Annotated in this window: 19 protein-coding genes; 13 read left to right on the top strand and 6 right to left on the bottom strand. The window is 71.8% G+C overall.

The features are described 5' to 3' along the window. Nucleotides 1-858 carry a prepilin peptidase gene (locus AC3EN4_RS22725; RefSeq protein ID WP_488179848.1) on the bottom strand — a complete coding sequence of 286 codons (858 nt, stop codon included), beginning with the start codon at nucleotides 856-858 and terminating at the stop codon, nucleotides 1-3. Nucleotides 859-1438: 580 nt separating this feature from the next. On the opposite strand from AC3EN4_RS22725, the gene AC3EN4_RS22720 reads away from it, so the two are divergent. Genes AC3EN4_RS22720 through AC3EN4_RS22665 form a run of 12 tightly spaced genes read left to right on the top strand, consistent with a single transcriptional unit; the run spans nucleotide 1439 to nucleotide 10602 of the window. Then, complete coding sequence (locus AC3EN4_RS22720; RefSeq protein WP_435207777.1) at nucleotides 1439-1948, top strand: hypothetical protein; 510 nt, start codon at nucleotides 1439-1441, stop codon at nucleotides 1946-1948. Nucleotides 1949-1956: 8 nt separating this feature from the next. Further along, nucleotides 1957-2859, top strand: a complete 903-nt coding sequence (locus AC3EN4_RS22715; protein ID WP_435207776.1) for a hypothetical protein — start codon at nucleotides 1957-1959, stop codon at nucleotides 2857-2859. Between the two features lie 34 nt (nucleotides 2860-2893). Continuing rightward, nucleotides 2894-3553, top strand: coding sequence for an SAF domain-containing protein (locus AC3EN4_RS22710; protein ID WP_435207717.1), 660 nt, complete (start codon nucleotides 2894-2896; stop codon nucleotides 3551-3553). Between the two features lie 2 nt (nucleotides 3554-3555). Then, nucleotides 3556-4356, top strand: a complete 801-nt coding sequence (locus AC3EN4_RS22705; protein WP_435207716.1) for a CpaE/TadZ family protein — start codon at nucleotides 3556-3558, stop codon at nucleotides 4354-4356. Beyond that, nucleotides 4346-5881: a TadA family conjugal transfer-associated ATPase gene (locus AC3EN4_RS22700; protein ID WP_435207715.1), complete on the top strand. Its 1536-nt coding sequence runs from the start codon at nucleotides 4346-4348 to the stop codon at nucleotides 5879-5881. The genes AC3EN4_RS22705 and AC3EN4_RS22700 overlap by 11 nt, the downstream gene beginning before the upstream one ends. Nucleotides 5882-5885: 4 nt before the next feature. Further along, nucleotides 5886-6788, top strand: coding sequence for a type II secretion system F family protein (locus tag AC3EN4_RS22695; RefSeq protein WP_435207714.1), 903 nt, complete (start codon nucleotides 5886-5888; stop codon nucleotides 6786-6788). A 37-nt stretch (nucleotides 6789-6825) separates the two neighbouring features. After that, nucleotides 6826-7695: a type II secretion system F family protein gene (locus tag AC3EN4_RS22690; RefSeq protein ID WP_435207775.1), complete on the top strand. Its 870-nt coding sequence runs from the start codon at nucleotides 6826-6828 to the stop codon at nucleotides 7693-7695. A gap of 25 nt (nucleotides 7696-7720) precedes the next feature. Continuing rightward, a complete protein-coding gene (locus AC3EN4_RS22685; RefSeq protein ID WP_354853908.1) occupies nucleotides 7721-7924 on the top strand; it encodes a hypothetical protein in 204 nt (67 codons plus the stop codon). A 5-nt stretch (nucleotides 7925-7929) separates the two neighbouring features. Then, nucleotides 7930-8376, top strand: coding sequence for a TadE family protein (locus AC3EN4_RS22680; RefSeq protein WP_422737747.1), 447 nt, complete (start codon nucleotides 7930-7932; stop codon nucleotides 8374-8376). After that, the gene (locus tag AC3EN4_RS22675) at nucleotides 8373-8840 is read left to right on the top strand and encodes a TadE/TadG family type IV pilus assembly protein (RefSeq protein WP_422737746.1); all 468 of its coding nucleotides are present in this window, start codon (nucleotides 8373-8375) and stop codon (nucleotides 8838-8840) included. The genes AC3EN4_RS22680 and AC3EN4_RS22675 overlap by 4 nt, the downstream gene beginning before the upstream one ends. Beyond that, nucleotides 8837-9271 carry a pilus assembly protein TadG-related protein gene (locus AC3EN4_RS22670; protein WP_435207713.1) on the top strand — a complete coding sequence of 145 codons (435 nt, stop codon included), beginning with the start codon at nucleotides 8837-8839 and terminating at the stop codon, nucleotides 9269-9271. Before AC3EN4_RS22675 ends, AC3EN4_RS22670 begins: the two co-directional genes overlap by 4 nt. A 14-nt stretch (nucleotides 9272-9285) precedes the next feature. After that, nucleotides 9286-10602 (top strand): LysM peptidoglycan-binding domain-containing protein, encoded by a 1317-nt coding sequence (locus tag AC3EN4_RS22665; protein ID WP_435207712.1) that lies wholly within the window; start codon nucleotides 9286-9288, stop codon nucleotides 10600-10602. 326 nt (nucleotides 10603-10928) lie between these two features. Here the strand turns inward: AC3EN4_RS22665 and AC3EN4_RS22660 are convergent, their stop codons facing one another. Further along, nucleotides 10929-11783, bottom strand: coding sequence for a Rieske (2Fe-2S) protein (locus AC3EN4_RS22660; RefSeq protein ID WP_435207711.1), 855 nt, complete (start codon nucleotides 11781-11783; stop codon nucleotides 10929-10931). Nucleotides 11784-11968: 185 nt separating this feature from the next. On the opposite strand from AC3EN4_RS22660, the gene AC3EN4_RS22655 reads away from it, so the two are divergent. Next, nucleotides 11969-12739: a crotonase/enoyl-CoA hydratase family protein gene (locus AC3EN4_RS22655; protein WP_435207710.1), complete on the top strand. Its 771-nt coding sequence runs from the start codon at nucleotides 11969-11971 to the stop codon at nucleotides 12737-12739. A 31-nt stretch (nucleotides 12740-12770) separates the two neighbouring features. Here AC3EN4_RS22655 and AC3EN4_RS22650 read toward each other — a convergent pair whose 3' ends face one another. The 4 genes from AC3EN4_RS22650 to AC3EN4_RS22635 all read right to left on the bottom strand — a co-directional run bounded on the left by AC3EN4_RS22650 (nucleotide 12771) and on the right by AC3EN4_RS22635 (nucleotide 22360). Beyond that, entirely contained in the window at nucleotides 12771-16481 is a 3711-nt protein-coding gene (locus AC3EN4_RS22650) for a discoidin domain-containing protein (RefSeq protein WP_435207709.1), read from the bottom strand. A gap of 187 nt (nucleotides 16482-16668) precedes the next feature. Further along, entirely contained in the window at nucleotides 16669-19560 is a 2892-nt protein-coding gene (locus AC3EN4_RS22645) for a galactose-binding domain-containing protein (protein ID WP_435207708.1), read from the bottom strand. A gap of 153 nt (nucleotides 19561-19713) precedes the next feature. Next, nucleotides 19714-21375 (bottom strand): glycoside hydrolase family 13 protein, encoded by a 1662-nt coding sequence (locus AC3EN4_RS22640; protein WP_435207707.1) that lies wholly within the window; start codon nucleotides 21373-21375, stop codon nucleotides 19714-19716. 97 nt (nucleotides 21376-21472) lie between these two features. Then, a complete protein-coding gene (locus AC3EN4_RS22635) occupies nucleotides 21473-22360 on the bottom strand; it encodes a carbohydrate ABC transporter permease (RefSeq protein WP_435207706.1) in 888 nt (295 codons plus the stop codon). Nucleotides 22361-22364: the final 4 nt, after the last annotated feature.

Below are 22364 nucleotides of genomic sequence, written 5' to 3'. Positions count from 1 at the left end.
TCAGCCGGCCAGGAGGGCGCCCGCCGTACCGAGCAGCAGGAACGGACCGAACGGCAGGTGACTGGTCCAGCGGGCCCGTCGGGCGACCAGCAGTACCAGGCTCACCAGCGCGGACAGCCCGAACGTGAGCAGCAGCCCGAACACCAGCACGGGCCAGCCGTACCAGCCGAGCAGCGCGCCCACGCCGAGCGCCAGCTTGGCGTCACCCAGCCCGAAGCCCCGACGACCGAGCAGCAGCGTGCTGGCGGCGAAGAACAGCGCCAGCCCCGCACCGGCGGCAACGGCTCGCAGCCACGGACCGGCCCCGGCGTCGACGAGTGCCGCCACGCCGAGCAGCAGCCACGTCCCGGCGGCCGCGGGCAGGGTGAGTCGGTCGGGTAGCCGGTGCACGGCCAGGTCGACGAAGACCGCGGGCAGCGTCCAGCCCAACCACCAGGCCACGGCCGGTAACGCGCCCAGCGGTGGGCCGACGAGCACGAGCAGCGCGACGGCGGCGAGCACGGCCACCTCGACCGTGCCGGGCGGCGGCCCGACCCGGGCGCGGCACCGGCCGCACCGGGCCGCCGGGCCGAGCGCGGGCCACGGCCTGGCCAGGCTGATCGCGGCCCCGCAGGCGTCGCAGCCGGTCCGGCGAAGAGTGCCCGACGGTACGGCGTAGCGCGCGACAGCCAGCCGCAGCAGCGGAGCGAGGAGCAGGGATGCCGCCACCGGGGCGAGCCGGCGGCGGGCGGCACCCGGGACCGGTCCCACCTCGGTGGCCGCAGGGCCGGTGGAGGCGGCCGGTCGGCCGGACGGTTCAGCCGTCAACGCCATGTCGACCCCGCCGATCGTCGGACGGTCGTCGCAAAAGGTGAACACGGATCGTGACTGAACGTTAACTCGGGTGTGGCGGATGGCGCGGAAAGCGACGTCCACCGCCGGTCACCTCCATCCCGGATCGGACCTGGCGACACGCGCCGCAGGGAGCGGCAGAGGGCGGGCCGGGTGTCGGGATGCGGGCGTGATGTCCCACTTCCGCACGGGGAGCAGGGGGCACGGCGGATCGACCCGCGCCGACGGGACCAGACCGCCGGCGACCCCTCGACCGGTCGCCGCCCGCAGCACGGCTCGGACACCCGCCACCACCACCCGTCATCACGCTGAGTGTTCGCTTGAATTGCCTCTGTTGCATCGGCGATCGTGAGCTTATGCTCGCCCCTTGGGTGTGACGCAAGCCTCACCTCGACGACCGGACAACACGGGACCTTGCATTTGTAGAAGATCCGCAACGGTGAATGCAGAAGCGCAATGAACGGCCGGAGGTATTGATCCGGGCGCGCTTTCGCATGCCCGACACCGGCGCCCCGTCGCCACGTCGGGCTATCACGAGGAGGGTTCGGCAGTGCGCGGACGGCAGCTCGGGCGAGCGGCAACCTGCCTGCTGGCGATCGTGGCGACGATGGCGGTCAGCGCGTGTGGCAGCGGGCCGGAGGCGGTCGACCGACCGACGTCGGAGCGGAACGACAGGGCGCGAACGGATTCTGATGCCGAGCACCGGGCGGCGGAAAAGGCCGCGCTCGAGGCGTACTCCGGATATCTCGCGGCCTCGCGGGCGGCGAGTCGGCGCAGCGATCCGCACGCGCCGGAACTGTCCAAGTTTCTCGCTGATCCACTGTTGACCCGGGTGCAATTGTCCATTCGCGACGCTAAGGAGCACGGCGCGATGCGTACCGGGACGTTGAGATCCGACCCCACCGTGATCGCTGTCGACATCGAGTCGGACCCGGCCACCGTGGAGATCCAGGACTGCCTGGACGCCACCGGCTACCGGCTGGTCTACACCAAGGATCAGCGGGTGGTGCCGGGCAGCGGTGGCGGCAGACACCTGGCCACCGCCACCGCCACCCGCTATCCGGACGGCCGGTGGCTGATCAGCGCCGGCACCGCGCACCAGGACCAGCCGTGCTGAGCCGCCGGATGGCCGCGGGAGCCGGCCTGGCGGTCCTGTTGCTGCTCGGTACGACCCTGCCGGCCGCCGCCGCCCGACGCGCCGGCCCGGGGGTGGAGTGCCCGCCCGGCCAACCGGACTGCAACGTCTGGGACGACGAGCCCGGCCACCCCGGCGACCCCGGCGGCGGCGGGGACAACGGCGGCGGAGACTCCGGCGGCGGTGGGGGTGGCGGCGTCTGCCAGTGGGGCGGAAAGACGATCCCCTGCTACGACGACCTGCTGGGCTGGTTCAACAACGGCGACGGCTGCTACTACAAACTCGCCGTGCCGCAGAAGCCGGCCGAAGAGGGCCAGCAGTGGTACGTGCAGACCTGCAACGGCGGCGACCTCGGCGCGCAGAACACCGTGCTGCGTGACGGGCCGCCGCCCGGCTTCGGCGCCCCACCGGACCCGGAGGAGTTGGCCCGCCGGGCCCTGGCGTCGATCAAGCTCCTGCCGGCGCACCTCCGGGTCGCGCCCCGCAAGGACATCGGCCCCGGCCTCGTGGGCCTCCCGGTGTGGATGTGGGCCACGCCGAGCGCCAGCTACTTCGGGCCGCTGAACGCCTCCGCCTCCGACCGTGGGCTGACCGTCTCCATCGAGGCCAAGGTCGACCGGATCGTCTGGAGCATGGGCAACGGCGACACGGTCACCTGCACCACCCCCGGCACCCCGTACGACCCGAAGGGCACGCGCGCCGGCCGTACCTCGCCGGACTGCGGCTACGACCACGGCTACCCGAAGGCCGGCACGTACCGGGTGGGCGCCACCACGTACTGGACGGTCCGGTGGTGGACCGACAACGGCGTCGAGGGCGACCCGATCGCGCAGACCCGGACCAGCGGCACCGTGCCGGTACGGATCAACGAACTCCAAGTGGTGACCAAGTGATGCGAGCACCCCAGGCACGAATGGAGATCGAACGGTGAGTCTGGCGACGCGTGACGCGACCGGCCCGGTGGACGCGCCGGTCACCCCGCCCAAGGTGGTCCGGCAGCGCCGGGTCCGCCCAGGGCTGCTGGGTCTCGCCGTACTCCTGATCGCCCTCGGTGGGCTGGGGGCCGCGTTCGCGGTCACCTCGGTCCGGGCCACCGGCAGCTACCTCGCGGTTGCCCGGCCGGTGGAGGTGGGCCGCGAGGTCACCGCCGCCGACCTGATCACCGTGCAGGTCGCCGGCGGTCAGGGGCTGAACCCGGTACCAGCGGGCCGGCTGGACGAGATCGTCGGCAAGCGGGCCGCCGTGGCGCTGGTGCCGGGCACCCTGCTCACCCTCGGGCAGGTCACCGACGATCCCCTGCTCGGCCCGGGACAGCAGCAGATCGCGCTCGGCCTGAAGACCGCCCAGGTGCCGGCCCGCGAACTGCACCCCGGCGACAAGGTGCTGCTGGTCAGCACCCCGGACGACAACGCCACCGGAGCGGCCGCCACGGCGGGCACCCGGTTCACGGCCACCGTCATCGACATGGTCAGCCCGACGGACGACGAGAAGGTGCTGTACCTGGCGCTCCTCATCCGGGACGTACCCGCCGTGGTGGCGTTGGCCGCCCAGGAGCGGGTCGCCGTCGTGCTGACCGAGGCGGCCTGACGATGGCGATCATCGCGTTGGTGTCCGCGAAGGGTTCGCCCGGCGTGACCACCTCGGCGTTGGCCTGCGCCCTGACCTGGCACCGCCGGCTGGTGCTCGCCGAGTGCGACCCGGCCGGCGGGTCGATCCTCGCCGGCTACCTCGGCGGCCAGTTGGACGGGCCGCGCGGCATCGGGGAGCTGGCCGTCGGCGAGCTACGCGACGGCAACCTGGAGACCGCGTTCTGGTCCCAGTTGGTCGACCTGGACGCGCCGCGCCGGGAACGGCTGCTGCTGCCCGGGTTGGTCGACCCGGCGCAGGCCGGCAGTGTCACCCCGCTGTGGCAGCGCTTCGCCGACTACTTCAACGCCCTGGACCGGGGCACTCCCGGCTACGACGTGCTCGTCGACTGTGGCCGACTGCACGTCAACGGCCCACCGTGGCCGCTGCTGCGGGCCGCCTCGGTGGTGCTGCTGGTGACCCGGGCAAACCTGCCCGACCTGTCCGGGACGCGGGCGGTGGTCACCGCGATCGAGCGGGACTTCGCCGAGCACCGGGTACCGCCGGGCACCCTGCGCCTGCTGCTGGTCGGCGACGGGCACGGGCGCGCGGAGATCAGTCGCGGGCTGAAGCTGCCGGTGATCGCCCGGCTGCCGCACGACCCCCGTACCGCGGGGGTGCTCGCCCTCGGTGGGACGGTGCGGGCCGGACGGCCGCTGCTGCGCGCGGCGACCGCCCTGGAGGTGCCGGTCGGGGCGCTGCTGGAACGCCGACGGGCCCGGCTGGCCTGGCCGGTGCAGCAGGGGGTGCCGGATGCGGTTTGAACCCGTCTCCGCCGACCCGCGTCAGCAGCCGCCGGCCGCGACGTCCACCGCGCCGCCGCTGGCCCCGACGAACGGTCGGCACCACCAGGTGACGCCGATGCCGCAGCCGATGCCCACGGCCACGCCGCCGCCCGAGCCCCGACCCCGGATGGACTTCCAGGTCGTCCGGGAGCTGCGGAGGGAACTCACCGAACGACTCACGCTGTGGCAACGCGGCCGGGAGTTCACCGTCGACGAGGAGGACACCGAGCGGGCCCGGCTGGCCGTCCAGGTGGTCGCCGAGTACGCCGACGCGGTCCGCCGGGCCGGCACACCGATGGCCGCCGGGGCGGAACGCCTGCTGCTCGACCAGGTGACCGCCGAGCTGGTCGGTCTCGGTCGGCTACAGACCCTGCTGGTCGACGACACCATCGAGGAGGTGCACATCCTCGGCTGCGACCAGGTGCGCATCACCCGGCACGGCGGCGGGGTGGACTGGGGTGAGCCGATCGCCGACAGTGACTCGGAGTTGGTGGAGATCCTCCAGGCGGCTGCCCGTCGGGCGGGCGCGACCGAGCGGTCCCTGTCCACCGTGAAGCCCACCCTCGACCTGCAACTGCCCGACGGCAGCCGGCTCGCCGCGGTGTTCCTGGTCAGCCACCGCCCGTACGCGGTGATCCGTAAGCACAACACCCTGGACGTGAGCCTCGACGATGTGGCCGGTAGCCGGGGCGACCTGGACGAGATGATCGACCCGCTGCTGCGCGACTTCCTGCGCGCGGCGATGCGCGCCGGGTTGAACATCATGGTCGCCGGGCTGGCCGGCGCCGGAAAGACCACCATCATCCGGGCGTTGATGAACGAGATCCCGCCCGACGAGCCGTACGTGCTGCTGGAGGAGAGCCGGGAGTTGCTGCCGGCCCGACGCCGCGAGCGGCACCGGGCGGTGATGAGCTTCGAGGCCCGGGAGGGGCACGGCGAGCGTGGTTTCGACGGCCGTCCGGCGGGCGAGGTGACGATCGCCGACCTGATCCCGTTGTCGCTGCGGATGGGCGTGCTGCGGATCATCGTGGGTGAGGTGCGGTCCCGCGAGATCGTGCCGATGCTCCAGGCGATGACCACCAGCCGGGGGTCGATGTGCACTATCCACGCCCGGACGGCCGCCGGTGTGGGCGAACGGATCGTCGAGTTGGCGTTGGCGCACGGCCGCGAGATGACCGTCGACCAGGCGCGTCGGATGGCCGGCAACGCCCTCGACCTGATCGTCTACGTCACCGTCGAGGACGAGAGCGCGATCGGTGGGCGTAAGCACCGGTTCGTGTCGCACGTGGAGGAGGTGATCGGGGCCGGCGAGGCCGGACGGATCACCACCACCACCGTCTTCGGTCCCGGTCCGGACGGCCGGGCGGTCCCCCGCCACCTGCCCGAGCGGGTCCGCGACCAGTTGCTCCGCGTCGGGTACGACGCCCGGCTGTTGACCCGGTGGATCGAGGCCGGCACGGGTGCGTGGCGACGACCCCGACAGACCCGACTGGCCCGGCGGTGACCTGATGGGGAACAGCCTGGAGTTGATCGCGGTGGTCTCCGGGGCCGCCTGCGTGGCGGGGCTTCTGCTGGCGGTGGTCGCCCTGGTGGGCACCCGCCGACCCGCCGGTCCCGGCCCCGGCGAGGGGCCCGGCCTCAGCCGCCTCTGGCGCGGCTCCGGGGCCACGCCCGCCGAGCGGCGCGCCTACCAGGCGCTGCTGCTCGCCGCGGTGGTCGCCGGGGCGTTGGCGTTCCTGCTGACCGGGCTGCCGGTGGTGGGCCTGCTGGTGGCGGTGGCGGTGCCCGGCACGCCGTGGCTGTTCGCGGTCGGCAAGGCGGAGCAGCGGGCGATCGCGCGGATCGAGGCCGTCGGCGAGTGGACCCGCCGACTCAAGGACGTCTCCGGTACGGGCCAGGGCCTCCAACAGTCGATCATCAGCACGATCGGCAGCGTCCCGCCCGGCATCGAGGACGAGGTACGGCTGCTCGCCGCCCGGTTGCAGGCCGGCTGGCTGGCCCGCTCCGCGCTGCTGGCGTTCGCCGACGAGATCGGCGACCCGGTCTGCGACCAGGTGGTGGCGGCGCTGATCCTGCACCTCACCGATCGGGGTGAGCGGCTCGGCGACGTGCTCGGCTCGATCGCCGGCGCGGCGGCCGCCGAGGTGGCGACCCGGCGGGAGATCGAGGCCAAGCGCACCCAGCCCCGGTTCGCGGTCCGCTTCCTGACCGGGATGACGCTGGCGACGCTGGCGTACGGGCTGATCAACACCGAGTACATCGAGCCGTACGGCACCGCGACGGGCCAGCTGGTGATGGCCGCGCTCGGCGTCGCCTTCATCGGCCTGCTCGCCTGGGTGCGCTCGATGAGTCAGCCGCAGCGGCCGGCCCGGTTCCTGCCGGCGCCCGACCCGCAGGAGGTCGTCGCGTGAGCACGAACGTCACCGGGCCGGCGGGAGACCCACGATGATCGTCAACTGGCTCCTGGGCGTGGCCGTGACCGGCGGCGCGGCGATCGGGTTGGGCCTGTTCCTGGTGATCCGGGAACTGGTCCCGGCCACTCCCGCGCTCGGTCCGGCGCTGCGTCGCCTGCATCAGCCGCCGGGTACCGGCCGGGTTGCCGCTCCGGCCTCCCGGCGACTGGACTGGCTGACCGGGCTGTCCCGCTGGCTGCGACCGCCCCATCGGCAACTCGCCCTGATCGGCCAGACCCCCGAGCAGTACGCGCTGTCGGTGCTGCTGTCCGCGCTGATCGGGCTGGCCACGCCGACCCTGCTCGGGGTGGCGCTGTTCGTCCTCGGCATCTCGTTGCCGCTTGTCGTACCGGTGCTCGGCGGCCTCGGCATGGCACTGATCGCCGGCCTGCTGGCGCACCGGTCGGTGCTGGCCAAGGCGGACGCCGCCCGCGACGAGTTCCGCCAGGCCGTCTGCACCTACCTGGATCTGGTGGCGTTGCAGCTCTCCGCCGCGCACGGGCCGGTGCAGTCGTTGGAGCGGGCCGCCGCGGTCTGCGACGGCTGGGTGTTCGACCGCCTCCAGGAGGCGCTGCGGATCGCCCAGATGCAGATGCACGCGCCCTGGGACGAGCTACGTGACCTCGCCGACAAGATCGGCATCCCGGAGCTGGGCGACGTCGGCGCGATCATGCGCTCCTCCGGCAGCGAGGGCGCGCAGGTGCACGAGACCCTGCGCAGCCGGGCCGACTCGCTGCGCGACCAGATCCGCACCGACAACCTGGCCCGCGCCGAGGGCGTGACCAGCAAGCTCGACATCCCGGGCGCACTGCTCGTCTTCGTGCTGCTCGGCTTCGTCGTCTACCCGTTCATCGCCCGTGTCTGACCCGACCCCCGAGAAGGAGTACGCCATGTCCATCCTCACCTACCTGCACGTCGTGGTGACGACGCGCTTCGCCGAGCTACGCCGGGACGGCGAGCGGGGCGACAGCCCGGTGCCGACCGCTGTGATCATCTTCGGCCTGGTCTTCGTGGCGACCATCGTCACCGGCCTGGCCCTCGGCAAGGCCAACGACTGGATGAAGGCCATCCCGAACCACACGAACCCGAAGTAGCCGGCATGCGCCGAGCCACGTACCCGAGGTGGCGCCGGGCGGTTCTCGCCGCCCGGCGTCGTCTCGTGGCCGGCGACCGGGAGCGGGGCGCGAACCCGGTGGAGCTGGCCGTGGTGATGCCGCTGATCCTGGTGCTGCTGTTCGGGTCGCTCCAGGTGGCGGCCGTCTTCCTGGCCCGGTCCACGGCGCTGAACGCCGCCCAGAGCGGGGTGAACGCCCAGCGGCGGTACAACGCGGCCGACGGTGCCGGGGTCGCCAGCGCCACCCGGTTCCTGTCCACCACCGGCGGCTGGCTGCTGGGCTGGAGCAAGGCCGGCGGCCCGAGCTGCGTGACCAGCGACGTCGACGTGACCTGCACGGTGAGCGGCCGGTCCCTGTCGGTCGTACCCGGTGTGGACTTCCCGATCGAGCAGACCGCGCACGGACCGGTGGAGCGGGTGACCGCGCCGTGAACCGGACCGCCGAGCGGGGCTCGGTCTCCATCGAGGTGGCGGTGCTCGCGCCCGCGTTCATCGCGCTGATGGTGCTGGCCGGGGTGGCCGGACGCAGTGCCGTCGCGGCGGAGGCCGTCGACGCCGCCGCGCACGACGCGGCCCGCGCCGCCTCGATCTCCCGCACCGCGGCCGACGGCCAGGAGCAGGCGCGCAAGGCGGCGCAGGAGCAGTTGGACTGGCACGGGCTGAACTGCGACGGCACGCCGACCCTGAGGTTCAGCGGCTCGGTCGGTGGCGACATCACCGGCTTCGACAAGGCGTACAGCAGCGCCCTCGGCCAGGCCGCGACGGTCACCGTCACGGTCGAGTGCCGGGTCTCGTTCCGCGATCTGCGGCTCAACGCCATCCCCGGCATGCCCACCGAGAACCGCGTCGAGGCCAGCTTCACCTCCCCACTGGACCGCTACCGGAGTCGACGATGAACAATCGTGCGCTCGTCGGCGACCAGGGCCGGGTCAGCATCTTCCTGGCCGTGGCGATGATCGGCGTACTCGCCATCGTGGGGCTCTCGTTCGACGGCGCGGGCCAGCTCCGCACGCTGCAACGCGCCGACAACCTGGCCGCGGAGGCGGCCCGCGCGGGCGGGCAGGCCATCGACCGGGCCACCGCGATCGAGGGCGGGCCGACGCGGATCAACCAGCCGCAGGCGCGCGTCGCGGTCGCCGACTTTCTCGCCGCCGCCGGCACCACCACCGGCCACACCGTGAGCTTCCCGCAGATCGCCGGGGAGACCGTCGTCCGGGTCCGCCTCACGATCACCTACCGCCGCTCGATGCTCGGGCTGTTCGGCTTCGCCGACCAGGTCACCATCACCGGCGAGGCGACCGCGCGGGCCATCACCGCAGGACCGTAGGAAGGAAGGCAGCCATGTCCGCATCGGGTCGGTCCGTCGTACGGCGGACGGGACGCGTCCTCACCGGCCTCGGCGCGCTCGTCGTGCTCTGCGCCCTGGTGGCGGGCGCGCCGGTCGCGCTGCTCGCCTTCGCCGGCAATCCCCTGCCCGACCATCTGCCCACCCTCGCCGAGGTCGGCACCACCCTGACCAGCCGGGACGACGGGCAACTCTTCCTGCGGGCGCTGGCGCTGGCCGGTTGGTTCGGGTGGGCCACGTTCACCTTCTCCGTCCTCGTCGAGTTGGGCGCGCAGACCCTGCGCCGGCCGGCGCCGAAGCTGCCCGGGATGAGCCGCCAGCAGAAGGCCGCCGCCGCGCTGGTCGGTTCGGTCGCCCTGATCCTCGCCGCCAGCCCGGCCGCCGCCAGCGCCGCCGCGGTCTACGCCGGCCCGGCGTACGCCCAGCCGAGCGCGTCGGCCACCACCGCGCGGCTCACCGAGAGCGCGCCGCTGGGCCTGGCCGCGAGCGGGCCCCGCGAGGCCCTGGGAAGTGGGCCGCTCGGACTCGTCGCGCCCGGCGGGCCGGACGCCGGTGACCAGGCCGCGCCGGTGTACCGCGTCGCCCGGGGCGACTACCTCGGCGAGGTGGCCGAGCGGTACCTGGACGAGTTCGACGACTACCGGCAACTCGCCAAGCTGAACCGGTTGGACGACCCGGACCGGATCCGCCCCGGGCAGCTGCTCCGGCTCCCGGCGGAGGCCACCGACCAGGGCGCACGCGCGCACGCGACCGGCAAACTCGTCGGTCGGCCCGCCGCGCCCAAGCCGCCCGCAGCACGACCGACGCCCGAGCGGTCGACGCCGCAGCCCGCGGAGCAGGCACCACCCAGCGGTACGGAGTCGACGGGCCAGGCCCCCACGATGACCGTCGGGGCGGCCCGGGCGGGCACCACCGACCGGGTGAACCGACCGCTTGCCGTTTCCGCCGTGCTGGCCGTGGCGAGCATCGTCGGCGCTCAGATCGGCGCGGTTCTCGGTCTGCGTCGGCGGCCCGCCACGGCCGGGGCGGCACCCCGGCTGACTGCGGCAGCCCGTACGCCGCGACGCCGTGCGACCGGCGGCAGTTCCATCAGCGAGAGCCGCGCCGCTCGCACCGGCAGCTCCGGTCGAAGCGGTACCGCGGGCCGAGCTGACAGTGGCGCCGCCTGGGCCGCCAGTCGTGCGGCGGCGGCCACCGAGACGCCCGCACCGCCGACCGGCACGCCGCTGGCCCTGCCCGGTGACAGTGCCGGAGCTGTCGGCGAGTGGGACACCGACGACGGCGTCCAGGGCGGTCGGCACCGGCGCGGTTGAGCCGGAACCCGCCCGCGTAGGTCGCGGCCCGGACGTCGAGATCGACGCGCCGACGATGACCGGAAGCTGGGGTCCACGCATGGCCGATGCCGAGCGCGGTGGCCCGAGCGGCGCCGATGCCCGGGTGCGGTGGCCCGCACAGGGCCGACGGTGTGGGAGTGGTGCGGCTACTGCCCGAGCGCGGTGGCCCGAGCAGGGCCGATGCCCGCAGTCGAGGCCGGCACCCGGCCCGGCGCGCGGGAGGCGACACCCCACAGACGCTGATGCCGCACAGTCATCAAGATGACTGTGCGGCATCAGCACGTTGAGGGTGCGACCGGTCGCTGTCAGGGGAGGCGGGTCTGCAGTACCCCGTCCTGGATGCGCGTGGGCAGGATCTGCTGGTCGTTGCCGGAAGGCCCCTGCACGACCTCGCCGCCGTTGAGCCGGAACGCGCTGCCGTGCCACGGGCAGACCACGCACGCGTGGCCGTCGATCTCCTGGACCTCGCCCTCGCCCAACGGTCCGCTCTGGTGCGGGCACCGCTCCAGCATCACCGTGACCTCGTCACCGTGCCGGTAGAGGATCACCGAGATGTCGTCGTCCACCTCTCGGGTGATCAGTGTGCGCTGCGGCAGGGTGGCCATGTCCGCCAGCGAGTGCCATCCGTCGCTCATCCGGTGCAGCTCGGACACGCTCTGGTTGACCTGGGCGCCCTGCTTGTACGCGAGGTGCCCGCCGATGTACGCGCCGAGGCTGACGGCGGAGAGGCCGAGGAAGCCGAGCGCCTTGCCGACGCCGCTGCGCCCGGAGAGTCGCGCCGCCAGCGAGCCGGCGTAGAGGCCGACCCCGACGGCGTTCGCGGCGGCGTGCACGAGACCGACCCGGCGCTGGTCCCGGGAGAGCGCCGCCCAGTCGTTCAGCCCGGCTACCGCCGCCGGCAGGGCGCTGACCGTCCCGAGGCCGACCAGCACGGTCGCCGGCCGACGCTGCCCGGGCATCAGGTCCAGCACGGCGGCACTGATCCACGCCCCGACCGGCACCTGCACCATGGCCGGATGCAGCGGATGCCCCAGCGTCACGCCGTGCAACAGGTCCCGCAGACGCCGCGGGCGCAGCGTTCCCAGGACCGCCTTCTGCAACCGGTCACCCGCGCGGTCCAGCCGGGAGTCCTGCTCAACTTTCGTCAATAGCGCTCGCACAACTACCGACTTCCCACCCCTCCCCCTCCCAAACCGGAACTCAACGACAAACCCGCCACGCCCCCTCTCCCGCCGATCTTGTAGTTTCTGCTGCGACAAACCCAACCCAAGGGCACAAAACGACAACCCAAAGTGCAAGATCGACGAGGATTGTCGGGGCGCGGGGCAGGGGGCATGCTGGCGGGGTGGGTGTGCGGGTGGAGCGTCGCGGGGTTGTCAGCACCGTTATTTTGGACCGGCCGGCGGCTCGGAACGCTGTTGACGGGGCTACTGCCCGGGCGCTCGCCGACGCGTTTCGCGCCTTCGACGCCGATCCCGACGCGGCGGTGGCCGTGCTGTGGGGTGCGGGGGGCACGTTCTGCGCCGGAGCCGACCTGAAGGCCATCGGCACGCCGAGGGGCAACCGGGTGGAGCCGGAGGGGGACGGCCCGATGGGTCCCACCCGGATGGTGCTCAGCAAGCCGGTGATCGCGGCCATCTCCGGGTACGCGGTGGCCGGCGGCCTGGAGTTGGCGCTCTGGTGTGACCTGCGGGTCGCCGAATCCGACGCCACGCTCGGGGTGTTCTGCCGGCGCTGGGGGGTACCGCTGATCGACGGCGGCACGGTCCGACTGCCCCGACTGATCGGGGAGAGCCGGGCGATGGACCTGATCCTCACCGGGCGGGCGGTGCCGGCGGACGAGGCGTACGCCATGGGGTTGGTCAACCGGGTGGTGCCGCCGGGCCAGGCCCGGGCGGCGGCCGAGGAACTGGCGGCGGAGATCGCCCGACATCCGCAGACCTGCCTGCGCAACGACCGGGCGGCCCTGCTGGCCGGCGCCGGGCGACCCGAGGCGGAGGCCCTGGCGACCGAGCTGGCGTACGGGATGGACTCGCTGGCCACCGACGCGACGGCCGGCGCCGCCCGGTTCGCCGCGGGCGAGGGCCGGCACGGCACGACGCCGCCGAGAGGGTGAGACCTCCCGACGGCGTCGGCTACCGGGTGAATCAGTTGCGGTTGATGGTGAAGGTCGTCGTGGTGTTGCGGATGTCCTGGTAGTTGTTGGTCAGCCGCAGGTTGTTGAAGGTGACCGAGCCGACCGCCGGGCCCTGACCGGGTTCCGGCATCTCGTTGGCCCAGACCGCGTAACCCGACTTCGCGTCGTACGCGTCACCGCTCTTGCGGACGCCGCTGATCGAGATGTTGGTGAAGACCGTGTCGGTGATCGGGTTCTCCGGCTGCGACCCGTTGTACTTGGTCTGGAACATGATTCCGGTGTACGTCGGGTCGACGATGTCCACGTCGGACACCCGGATGCCCCGGAACTCCTTCGACGCCGAGAACACCCAGATCGCGGGGAACGTCTGCGAGCCCCAGAAGTGCCCACCCGCTCGGACGATCGAGATGTTCTGGAACTGGGTGGGCGGGCTGGATCCGAACCCGATGAACGGGTACCCGAAGTCCAGCGAGCTGATGGTGATACCGGAGTACGTCAACATGTCCGCGATGTAGAGGTTGCGGAAGATGTTGTTGTAGCCGCCGTACACCGCAAGCCCGGCCGCCCGCCAGGTCAGCGTGGCCGTCAGGTTCTCGAACACGTTGCCGTTGTTGCCGACCGACGCGCCCTGGTCGGTGGCCGAGAAGAGGGCGAACGCGTCGTCCCCGTTCGACCGCCCCTCGGTGTTGGTGACCAGGTTGTTGGTGCTGCCGTTGGTGAGGTTCACCCCGTCGGCGAAGGTGTTGCGGAAGCGGCTGTCGCGGATGGTCAACCCGCTGACGCTCACCCCCCAGTACGCACACACGGTGTGCTCGACCCAGACGCTGTCCAGCGTCATGTTGTCGACGTCCTTCAGTTCACCCCAGACCTTGCCCGGCCCGTCGATGCGGTTCGTGTAGTTGCCGAAGAACGCCAGGTGGGAGAAGGTCGACCCGCTGGCCGAGGACTCCACCCGGAAACCCGCGTCGGTGTTCTGCTGGCCGGTCGGCGTCTGGAAGCGGGTGTACCACATGCCCGCGCCCGTCACGGTGATGGGCTTGCCGTACACCTGGAACTTCTGCGCGGTCTCGTAGGTGCCGGCCGGCAGGTAGACCCCGACCAGGTTGCCCGTGGTGTCCATCCGGACCGCGTCCAGGGCGTTCTGCACGTCCTGGTGGCTGAAGCCGGACGGCACCCGGTACCGCGAGGGATCCGGGTTGGCGCGCGGCGCGACCAGCTCCAGGTTGATGAAGTCGATCGCGTACGTGGTGGTGTTGGCCGGGTCCTTCTGGAGACGGATCTTGCTGCCGGCCGGGATGGTCGAGTTCAGCATCACGTTCGCCTCGTCGTACAGGTGGCGAGGCGCCCCGGCGCTCGGCGAGTCACTCGGGCCGGCCTCCGCGCCGTACAGCCAGATGTGCTTGGAGGTCAGGTTGATCGGCTTGTGCAGGGTGCCGTTGACGTAGATGTTCAGCGTCGAGTCGATGCCCCCGCCGCCCGCCGAGTCGGGGATGGAGAAGCGGGTGACCAGGGTGTTGGTCGCCGCCCGGGTGGTCCACTCGACGTACGCGCCGGTGCTGTTGAGGGTGACCGCCCGACGCCCGGACGCCTCGCCGCCCAGGTTGCCGATCTCCCGGTTCGGTCCGACCTGCCCGGCGCCACCGCCGATGGTGCCGTCCTCGGCCTCGTACATGTCGTAGCCGAGGTTGGCGCCGCGACCCACGAAGAGCGGCCGGTCACTGGTGTTGTTGGTCTGCTTGACGGGCAGTTCGTTGCCGTCCACGGCGACCACGACCCGGACGGTGTACTTGCCGTTGGCGGCGGTCCAGGTGCCCAGGTTGATCGGGCCGACCGTCGCGCCCGCGTTGATCACGCCGGAGTACGAGCCGGTCAGGGTCCGTACCACCGTGCCGGACTCGTTGAGCACGGTGAGGGTGATGCCGTGCGCGCCGGACGCGGACGCCTGGTTGCCGGCGTTGCGGACCGACACCGAGAAGGTGACGGTGCTGCCCGGCGGCGGGTTGCCCGGCGACCAGTCGACGGCGGAGGCGACCAGGTCGGAGCTGGCGACCGCGCTGACCACCAGCGGGCTGGGGTTGGTGTAGCTGTTGTTGGTGTCGTCGATCTCCACGACGGTGTTCGACTCGTCCACCTTCGCGCTGAGCGGGTAGCTGCCCGCGTCGCGGGTGCCGATGCTGGCGCTGACCGTGGTCGACGCGCCGGCCGCGAGGCCACCGACCGACGCGGTGCCGACCCGGGTGGAGCCCAGGTAGAAGTTGACGTTGGTCGCGGCGGAGGCCGCCGAGCCGGCGTTCCGGACGGTCGCGGAGAGCGTGATGGTGCTGGTCTCCACGGGCGCGGACGGGCTGAACGACATGCCGGTCACGGTCAGGTCCGGGTTCGGCGCGGGGGTGCCGAAGACCTGGAACTCGGCCACCTGACCGGCCGGCGCGCCGGTGTTCGAGGCGATCGAGAGCCGGACGTCGGCGGCGGACGCGGAGACCGGGATGGTCACCGTGTTGCCGCTGCCCGGGTTGAACGTGTAGTTCGTCGCGCCGACAAGCGTGGTGAAGGTCGACGAGTTCTGGTCCCGGCCGAGGACGGCGATGTTCTGGGTACGGGTGCCCCACGCCGAGTCCGGGTTGAGCTTCAGCACGATCTGGCTGAGGCTGGCGTTCGCGCCGAGCTGCACGGTCAGCGTGCTCGGGTTGCCGTTGCCCTCCCAGTAGGTGGCCACGTTGTTGTCGTTGGCGTTGGTGGCCACGAACGTGTGCACGAACCCGGAGGCGGTGATCGGCTTACCGATCGCCAGGTTGCTGCCGGTCGGCGGGTTGCCGGTGCCGGTACGGGTCACCGTGTTGCTGTTCGACGACTGGTTGCCGGCCGCGTCCCTGGCTCGTACGTAGTAGGAGACCGTGGCGCTGTCCGCCTGGCTGTCGGTGTACGTCAGTGTCGAGCCGCCGACGCTGCCGCGCAGTGCGCCGTTGGCGTAGACGTCGTACCCGGTGACGCCGACGTTGTCGCTCGACGCCGACCAGGTCAGTCGGATCTGGCCGCTGGCCGGCTGGGTGTACGCCAGGTTGGCGGGGGCGCTCGGTGCCTGGGTGTCGGTGCTGCCGGTGGCGGCGTACACCTCCACCTCGGAGAACTGCGCGGCCGGCCAGCCGGTGTTGCCGGTGACCTGCACCCGTACGTAGCGGGTGCTGGCGGCGGTGAAGCTGACGGTGGCGGTGTTGCCGCTGCTCGGGTTGAAGGTGTAGCCGGCGGACGACTTCAGGGTGCTGAAGGACGAGCCGTTGGTGGAGCCGAGCACCGACAGCGTCTGGGTACGCGTCTGCCAGTCCGACGACGGCGGCAGCTTCAGCACCACCCGGTCCACGTTCAGCGTGGCGCCCAGGTCGGCCTGGATCCACTGCGGGAAGGCGTTGTTGGCGCTCTCCCAGTAGGTCGAGGCGTTGCCGTCGTTCGCGTTGCTCGCCACGTAGTTCTGGTTGTAGCTGCTGGCGCTCATCGTGGCGGAGACCCCGGCGAGCAGGGCCGCGCGGGCGGAGCCCGCCGGTGCGGAGGCGGGCGTCGCTGCCGGTGCCGCGGTCGCGGGGGTGACGGCGGGAACGGCGGCGAGGAGCAGTCCGGCGAGCGCACCGGCGAGCAGCCGTCGGCGGGCCGGTGCTCGGCCGGTCGGGTGGGCGGAACCGGGCGAGCCGGTTCGCGGGGTGCCTCGGGTGGGGCCGTTTCTGGACATCGGTCGCTACACCTCTTTCGGGGGTGGTGTGGGGTGCGTTGCCCGGTGACGGGTGCAGGGGTACGCCCATCGTGCCGCGACAGGTGGGGGACGGTGCGGTGGGACGGGTGCGGGTGGGCCGGTGCCGCGCTGCGCCGGACCCGCCGGCTCCGGCGGCCCCCGCCCTGGCCGGGCGGGGGCCGCCGGGTCAGCTGGAGTAGACCTCGAACTCGCCGAGCTGACCGGCGGGCCAGCCCGTGTTGCCGGTGACGGTCAGGCGCAGGTAGCGCTGGCTGGTCGCCGTGAAGGTCACGGTGACCGTGTTGCCGCTGGACGGGTTGAAGGTGTAGCCGGCGGACCCCTTGACGGTGCTGAACGACGAGCCGTCGGTGGAGCCGAGCAGCGCCAGCGTCTGGGTACGCGTCTGCCAGGCCGATGACGGTGGCAGCTTCAACACGACCCGGGACACCGTTCGGGTCGCGCCCAGGTCGACGGTCAACGACTGCGGGAAGGCGTTGTTGGCGCTCTCCCAGTAGGTGTTCGCGTTGCCGTCCACCGCGTTGGGTCCGGCGTACACGTCGGAGTGGCTGGTCTCGGTGACCGACCGCCCGGCGGCCAGGTTGCCCGTGGGGGCGGGCGTGGTCGGGGGCGGGGTGGTCGTCGGGGGCGCGGTGGTGGGCGGGGGCGTGCTCTGGGTGCCGCCGTACACCTCGACCTCGCTGAGTTGTGCGGCCGGCCAGCCGGTGTTGCCGGTCACGGTGACCCGGATGAAACGGCGGTCACCGGAGGGCAGCCCGATCGACACGGTGTTGCCCGAGCCGGGGGCGAAGACCCGACCGGCGGACGACGCCAGCGTGCCGTACGACGAGCCGTCGGTGGAGCCGAGCACCGACAGGGTCTGGGTGCGCTGCTCCCAGCCGGCGGGCAGCTTGAGCACCACCCGGTCGACCGAGCGGGCCGCGCCCAGGTCGATGGTGACCGACTGCGGGAAGGCGTTGTTGGCGCTCTCCCAGTAGGTCGAGGCGTTGCCGTCGACCGCGTTGCCCGCCGTGTAGTTCTGGTTGGTGCTGGTCGCGGTCGTCGACCGGTTCAGCGCCAGGTTTCCACCGCTGGGCGGCGGGGTCGTCGGCGGTGCCGTGGTCGGGGGCGCGGTGGTGGGCGGCGCGGTGGTCGGGCCGGTGGTCGGCGGGGTGCTGGGCCCACCATTCCACTGCGGCTCCGGCCACGGGCCGCAGTACGGCGTCGAGGTGTACCAGCCCGAGTTGCCGGTGCCCTGGGTGATCTGGAAACCGCCACCCACGCAGTTGTGCATCGGGTTGCTCTGCGCGATGTTGGTGGCCCGTACGTTGGTGAACGACACCTGGCTGGGCGCCTGCACCTGGAGCGCGTACGTGCCGGCGCCGTCGATGCGGACGTTGTTGAGGTTGATGCCGCTGGTCTGACCCTCGATCCAGTGCAGCGCCGCGTACGAGCTGTCCAGAATGTCGGTGTCGGTGATGTTGATGGTGGCCTGCTGGAACGCCTCGTTGAGCGCGGAGAACCAGATCGCCCCGACGCCGAAGTTCCAGTTGTAGTCCGAGTTGCCGTTGCGGATCAACGTGTTCCGGGCGATGGTCCAGGTGCCCCGGACCGCGGTGTCGCCCTGCACGCCGGGGTAGCGGTTGGCGACGTGGATGCCGCCGCCGTTGGTCAGCGAGTCGGCCGTCACGTTGTCGGTGATCTTGATGTCCCGACCGCCGTAGCTGACCAGGTGGTTCGCCAGCAGCGTCACGCCGATGGTGTTGTGCGTGAACGAGTTGTTGACGTTCGGCACGCTCTGCGCCCACATGGCCAGGGCGTCGTCGCCGGTGTTGCGGACGAACGTGTTGGTCACCGTCGAGTTGGTGACGCCGGTGTGGAAGTTCACCCCGTCCGCCGTCTGGTCGAGGATCCGGCTGTTGCGGATGGTGAAGTTGTCCATCGGCCCGTCCATCCACGCGCCGACCTTGGTGTTCTCCAACCAGAGGTTGTCGACCACCGAGTTGGTCATCGCCCCGCCCAGCGCGTTGACCTGGTCGTCGTCCACCCGCTCGCGGATGTCGCCGATGATGGCGAAGTCCCGCAGGGTGACGTTGCGGCTCGGCCCGTTCGCCTCGTGCGACCGGATCTCACCGGTGTAGCCGCCACCGGGGACGTACTTGCCGTAGATGCCGGCGGCCCGCTTGCGGTCGGTGGGGTGCCGACCGCCGAGCACCGAGTACCAGGGGCCGGCACCGCGCAGGGTCACCCCGTCGACCACCACGTGGTCCCAGAGGGTGAAGGTGCCGGTCGGGATCCAGACCGGGCGGCCCTGGGCCTTGCCGGCGTCGACCGCCGCCTGGAACTTGGCGGTCGAGTCGGTCGCGCCGGTCGGGTCCGCGCCGAAGTCGGTGACCACGTCGATGACACCGGAGGGCTTGGCGATCGGCGCGACCACCTCGAAGTCGGCCAGGTCGATGGTGAAGGTAGGTGACTGGGCGGTCGAGGAGACCTGCAACCGGATCTTCGTGCCGGCCGGCTGGGTGCTTCCGAACAACGCCCGGGTCTCGTCGTAGAAGTGGTGCGGGTTCGTGTCGCCCGGGTTGTTGTTGAACGGGTAGCCGCCGTAGTACCAGCCGTACCTCGACGTCACCGGGACCGACTTCAGCAGGTTGCCGTTGGCCCGCAGGTCGATGGTGGCGTCCCGGCCCGTGCCGGCGGAGTTGTCCGGCAGGCTGTACCGGAAGGTGACCGCGTTGGCCGGGGCGGTGAGCGTGAACTCGACGTACTCACCGACGGCGTCGAGGGTGACCGCCTCCCGGCCGGACGCCTCCGACGGCAGCGTGCCGTAGCGCCGGTCCGGGCCGATCTTCGTGCCGTTGTGGGCGGCCTTCTCGGCCTCCTGCTCGATGAAGGGGACGGTGGCGCCACGGCCCGAGATGTCGAAGGGGGACAACCCGGCCGCCGAGGCCGGGGTGGCGCCGCCGGTGACCGCCAGGGCGGTCAGTGAGGTCGCGGCGAGCAGGGTGGCGGCGACGGCGGCCAGCCCCGCCCGGGTCGGGCGTCTGAGTTGGTACGACGTGCCGGTGGTGTGGTTGGCCATGAGCTGCGCTCTCCCTTTCGTCAGGCAGGCCAGGTCCCCCGTGTCGGTGCGGCGTGGCGGTCCCTCGTCCTCCTCTCGTGGGCGCGGTGCGCGGGTGGTGTGGGTGCCGGCGGCCGGGACGGGACCGCCGGCACCACGTCGGGTCGGATCAGGTCAGGTCAGGGCGGCGGCGTCCGCGCGCGGCCCGTCCGCCTCTTCGGGGGTACGCAGCCAGACGGCGGTGTCCGACGGCAGCAGCCCGTCGTCGAGTGGGCCGCTGGCCAGCAGCACCTCCCCGTCAGCGGGCATCGGCACCGCCGTGTCGGTGAGGTTGACCAGGCAGCGGAAGCCGCCGCCACGGCTGAAGGCCAACACGCCGTCCGGGGCGGGCAGCCAGGTCATGTCGCCGTCGCCGAGCGCCGCCTCGGCCCGCCGGATGCGGATGGCCGCCCGGTACAGCTCCAGCATCGATGCGGCGTCGCCGGTCTGTGCCGACGCCGTACGGTCCTTCCAGTCCGCCGGCTGCGGCAGCCAGGGCGTCGCCGAGCCCTCCGGGCTGAACCCGAACGGCGGCTCGTCACCGGCCCAGGGCAACGGGACCCGGCACCCGTCCCGACCGGGGTCGACCCGACCGGAGCGTTCCCACATCGGGTCCTGCCGCAGCGCGTACGGGATGTCCTCGACCTCCCAGAGCCCCAGCTCCTCGCCCTGGTAGACGTAGACGGCGCCGGGCAGCGACAGCGACAGCAGGGCGGCGGCCCGCGCCCGACGGGTGCCCAGCTCCAGGTCGGTGGGGATGCCCTCGCGCTTCGCGGCGAAGCTGAACGTGGTGTCCGCCCGGCCGTAGCGGGTGACGTGCCGGGTCACGTCGTGGTTGGAGAGGACCCAGGTGGCCGGCGCGCCGACCGGCGCGTGGGCGCTCAACGTCCCGTCGATGCTCTCCCGCAGTGCCGACGCGTCCCAGGCGCAGCCGAGGAAGTCGAAGTTGAACGCCGCGTGCAACTCGTCGGGGCGCAGGTAGTTGGCGAACCGTTGCCGGTCCGGCAGCCACACCTCGCCGATCAGCGCGCGGTCCGCGTACGAGTCGGCGACCCGCCGCCAACCCCGGTAGATGTCGTGTACGCCGTCCAGGTCGTGGAACGGGTGCGGCCGGTCGGGCTCGACCTCCGGCAGCGTCCCGTCCTTCACCAGCAGCCCGGCGGAGTCGATCCGGATGCCGTCGACGCCCCGGTCGAACCAGAACCGCAGGATGTCCTCGAACTCGGCCCGTACCCGGGGGTGGTCCCAGTTGAAGTCCGGTTGCTGGGGGGCGAAGAGGTGCAGGTACCAGTCGCCGGGCGTGCCGTCCGGGTTGGTGGTGCGCGTCCAGGTCTCGCCCCCGAACTCGCCGACCCAGTCGGTGGGGCGCTGGTCGCCGTTCGGGCCCCGACCGGGCCGGAACCAGAACAGGTCCCGCTCGGGCGCTCCCGGACCGCCGGCCAGCGCGGCCTGGAACCACGGGTGCGCGTCGGAGCAGTGGTTGGGCACCACGTCGACGATGGTCCGGATGCCCAGCTCGTGCGCCTCCGCGATCAGCGCCTCGACCTCGGCGAGGGTGCCGAAGACCGGATCGATGTCGCGGTAGTCCGACACGTCGTACCCGGCGTCGGCCATCGGCGACGGATACCAGGGACTGAACCAGATCGCGTCGATGCCAAGCGCGGACAGGTGGTTCAGGCGGGACCGGATACCTGCGATGTCACCGATGCCGTCGCCGTTGCCGTCGGCGAAGCTGCGCGGGTACACCTGGTAGATAACGGCTCCACGCCACCACGGACTGCTGTCTGCTGTGGACACGAGCACCTGCTTTCTGCGTCGTACGTCGCCGGGTACGCCGGTGGCGATGGGGTGTCGGACGAACGGCCGTTGTTCGCTCCGCTGCCTGCGAGGGTGGCTATCCCTTGATGCTGCCGGCGGTCAGGCCAGACATGATGTTCCGCTGGAAGATCAAAAAGACGATAACGGTGGGGATGGCGGCGATGACCGACGCGGCGATCACCACGTTCATGGGCGTGCCACCCGCGAAGGAGTAGATGCCGACACTGACCGTCCGGGTCTCCGGCGAGGGCATGACCAGCTTCGGCCAGAGGAAGTCCTTCCAGACCGCCGTCATGGCCAGAATCGCGACGACGCCGAGGATCGGGCGCGACATCGGCAGGATGATCGACCAGAGCGTACGCAGTGACGTCGCGCCATCCACCAGGGCCGCCGCCATCAACTCCTCGGGAATGGAGTCGAAGAACCGTTTCAGCAGAAAGATGTTGAAAGCGTTCGCCACCAGCGGCAGCCAGATGGCGAACGGCGAGTCGAGCAGATTGAGGTGCAGGATCGGCAGGTCGATCACGGTCACGTACTGGGGGACGATGAGCACCATCGCCGGGATCATCAGCGTGGCGAGCATCAGCCCGAGGATCAGGTTGCCGAAGATCGGTCGCAGTTTCGACAGCGAGTACGCGGCGGCGGCGTCCAGGACGAGTTGGAACAGCACCGCGCCGATCGCGTAGTAGAACGTGTTGAACAGCAGCTTGGCGAGTTCCAGATTGTTCCAGGCGTCGATGTAGTTCTGCGGCTGCGGGTCCTTCGGGAACAGCGTGGGTGGGGTCTGCGCGATCTCCTGGCCGGACTTGAGCGCGCCGGTGACCATCCAGTAGAGCGGTCCGAGGAAGACGAGCGTGAACGCCGTCACGACGACGACCAGCAGCGTCCAGTAGATGACCCGCCCGCGTCCCCGGCTGATCTGGGCATGGGAGATGAGGGTCCGGGTGCCGGAATCCTGTGCCATCGCG

It is taken from the genome of Micromonospora sp. bgisy143 (assembly GCF_057708145.1).
Note: the sequence above shows the minus strand (reverse complement) of the source record. Positions and strands in the feature narration are given on the sequence as shown.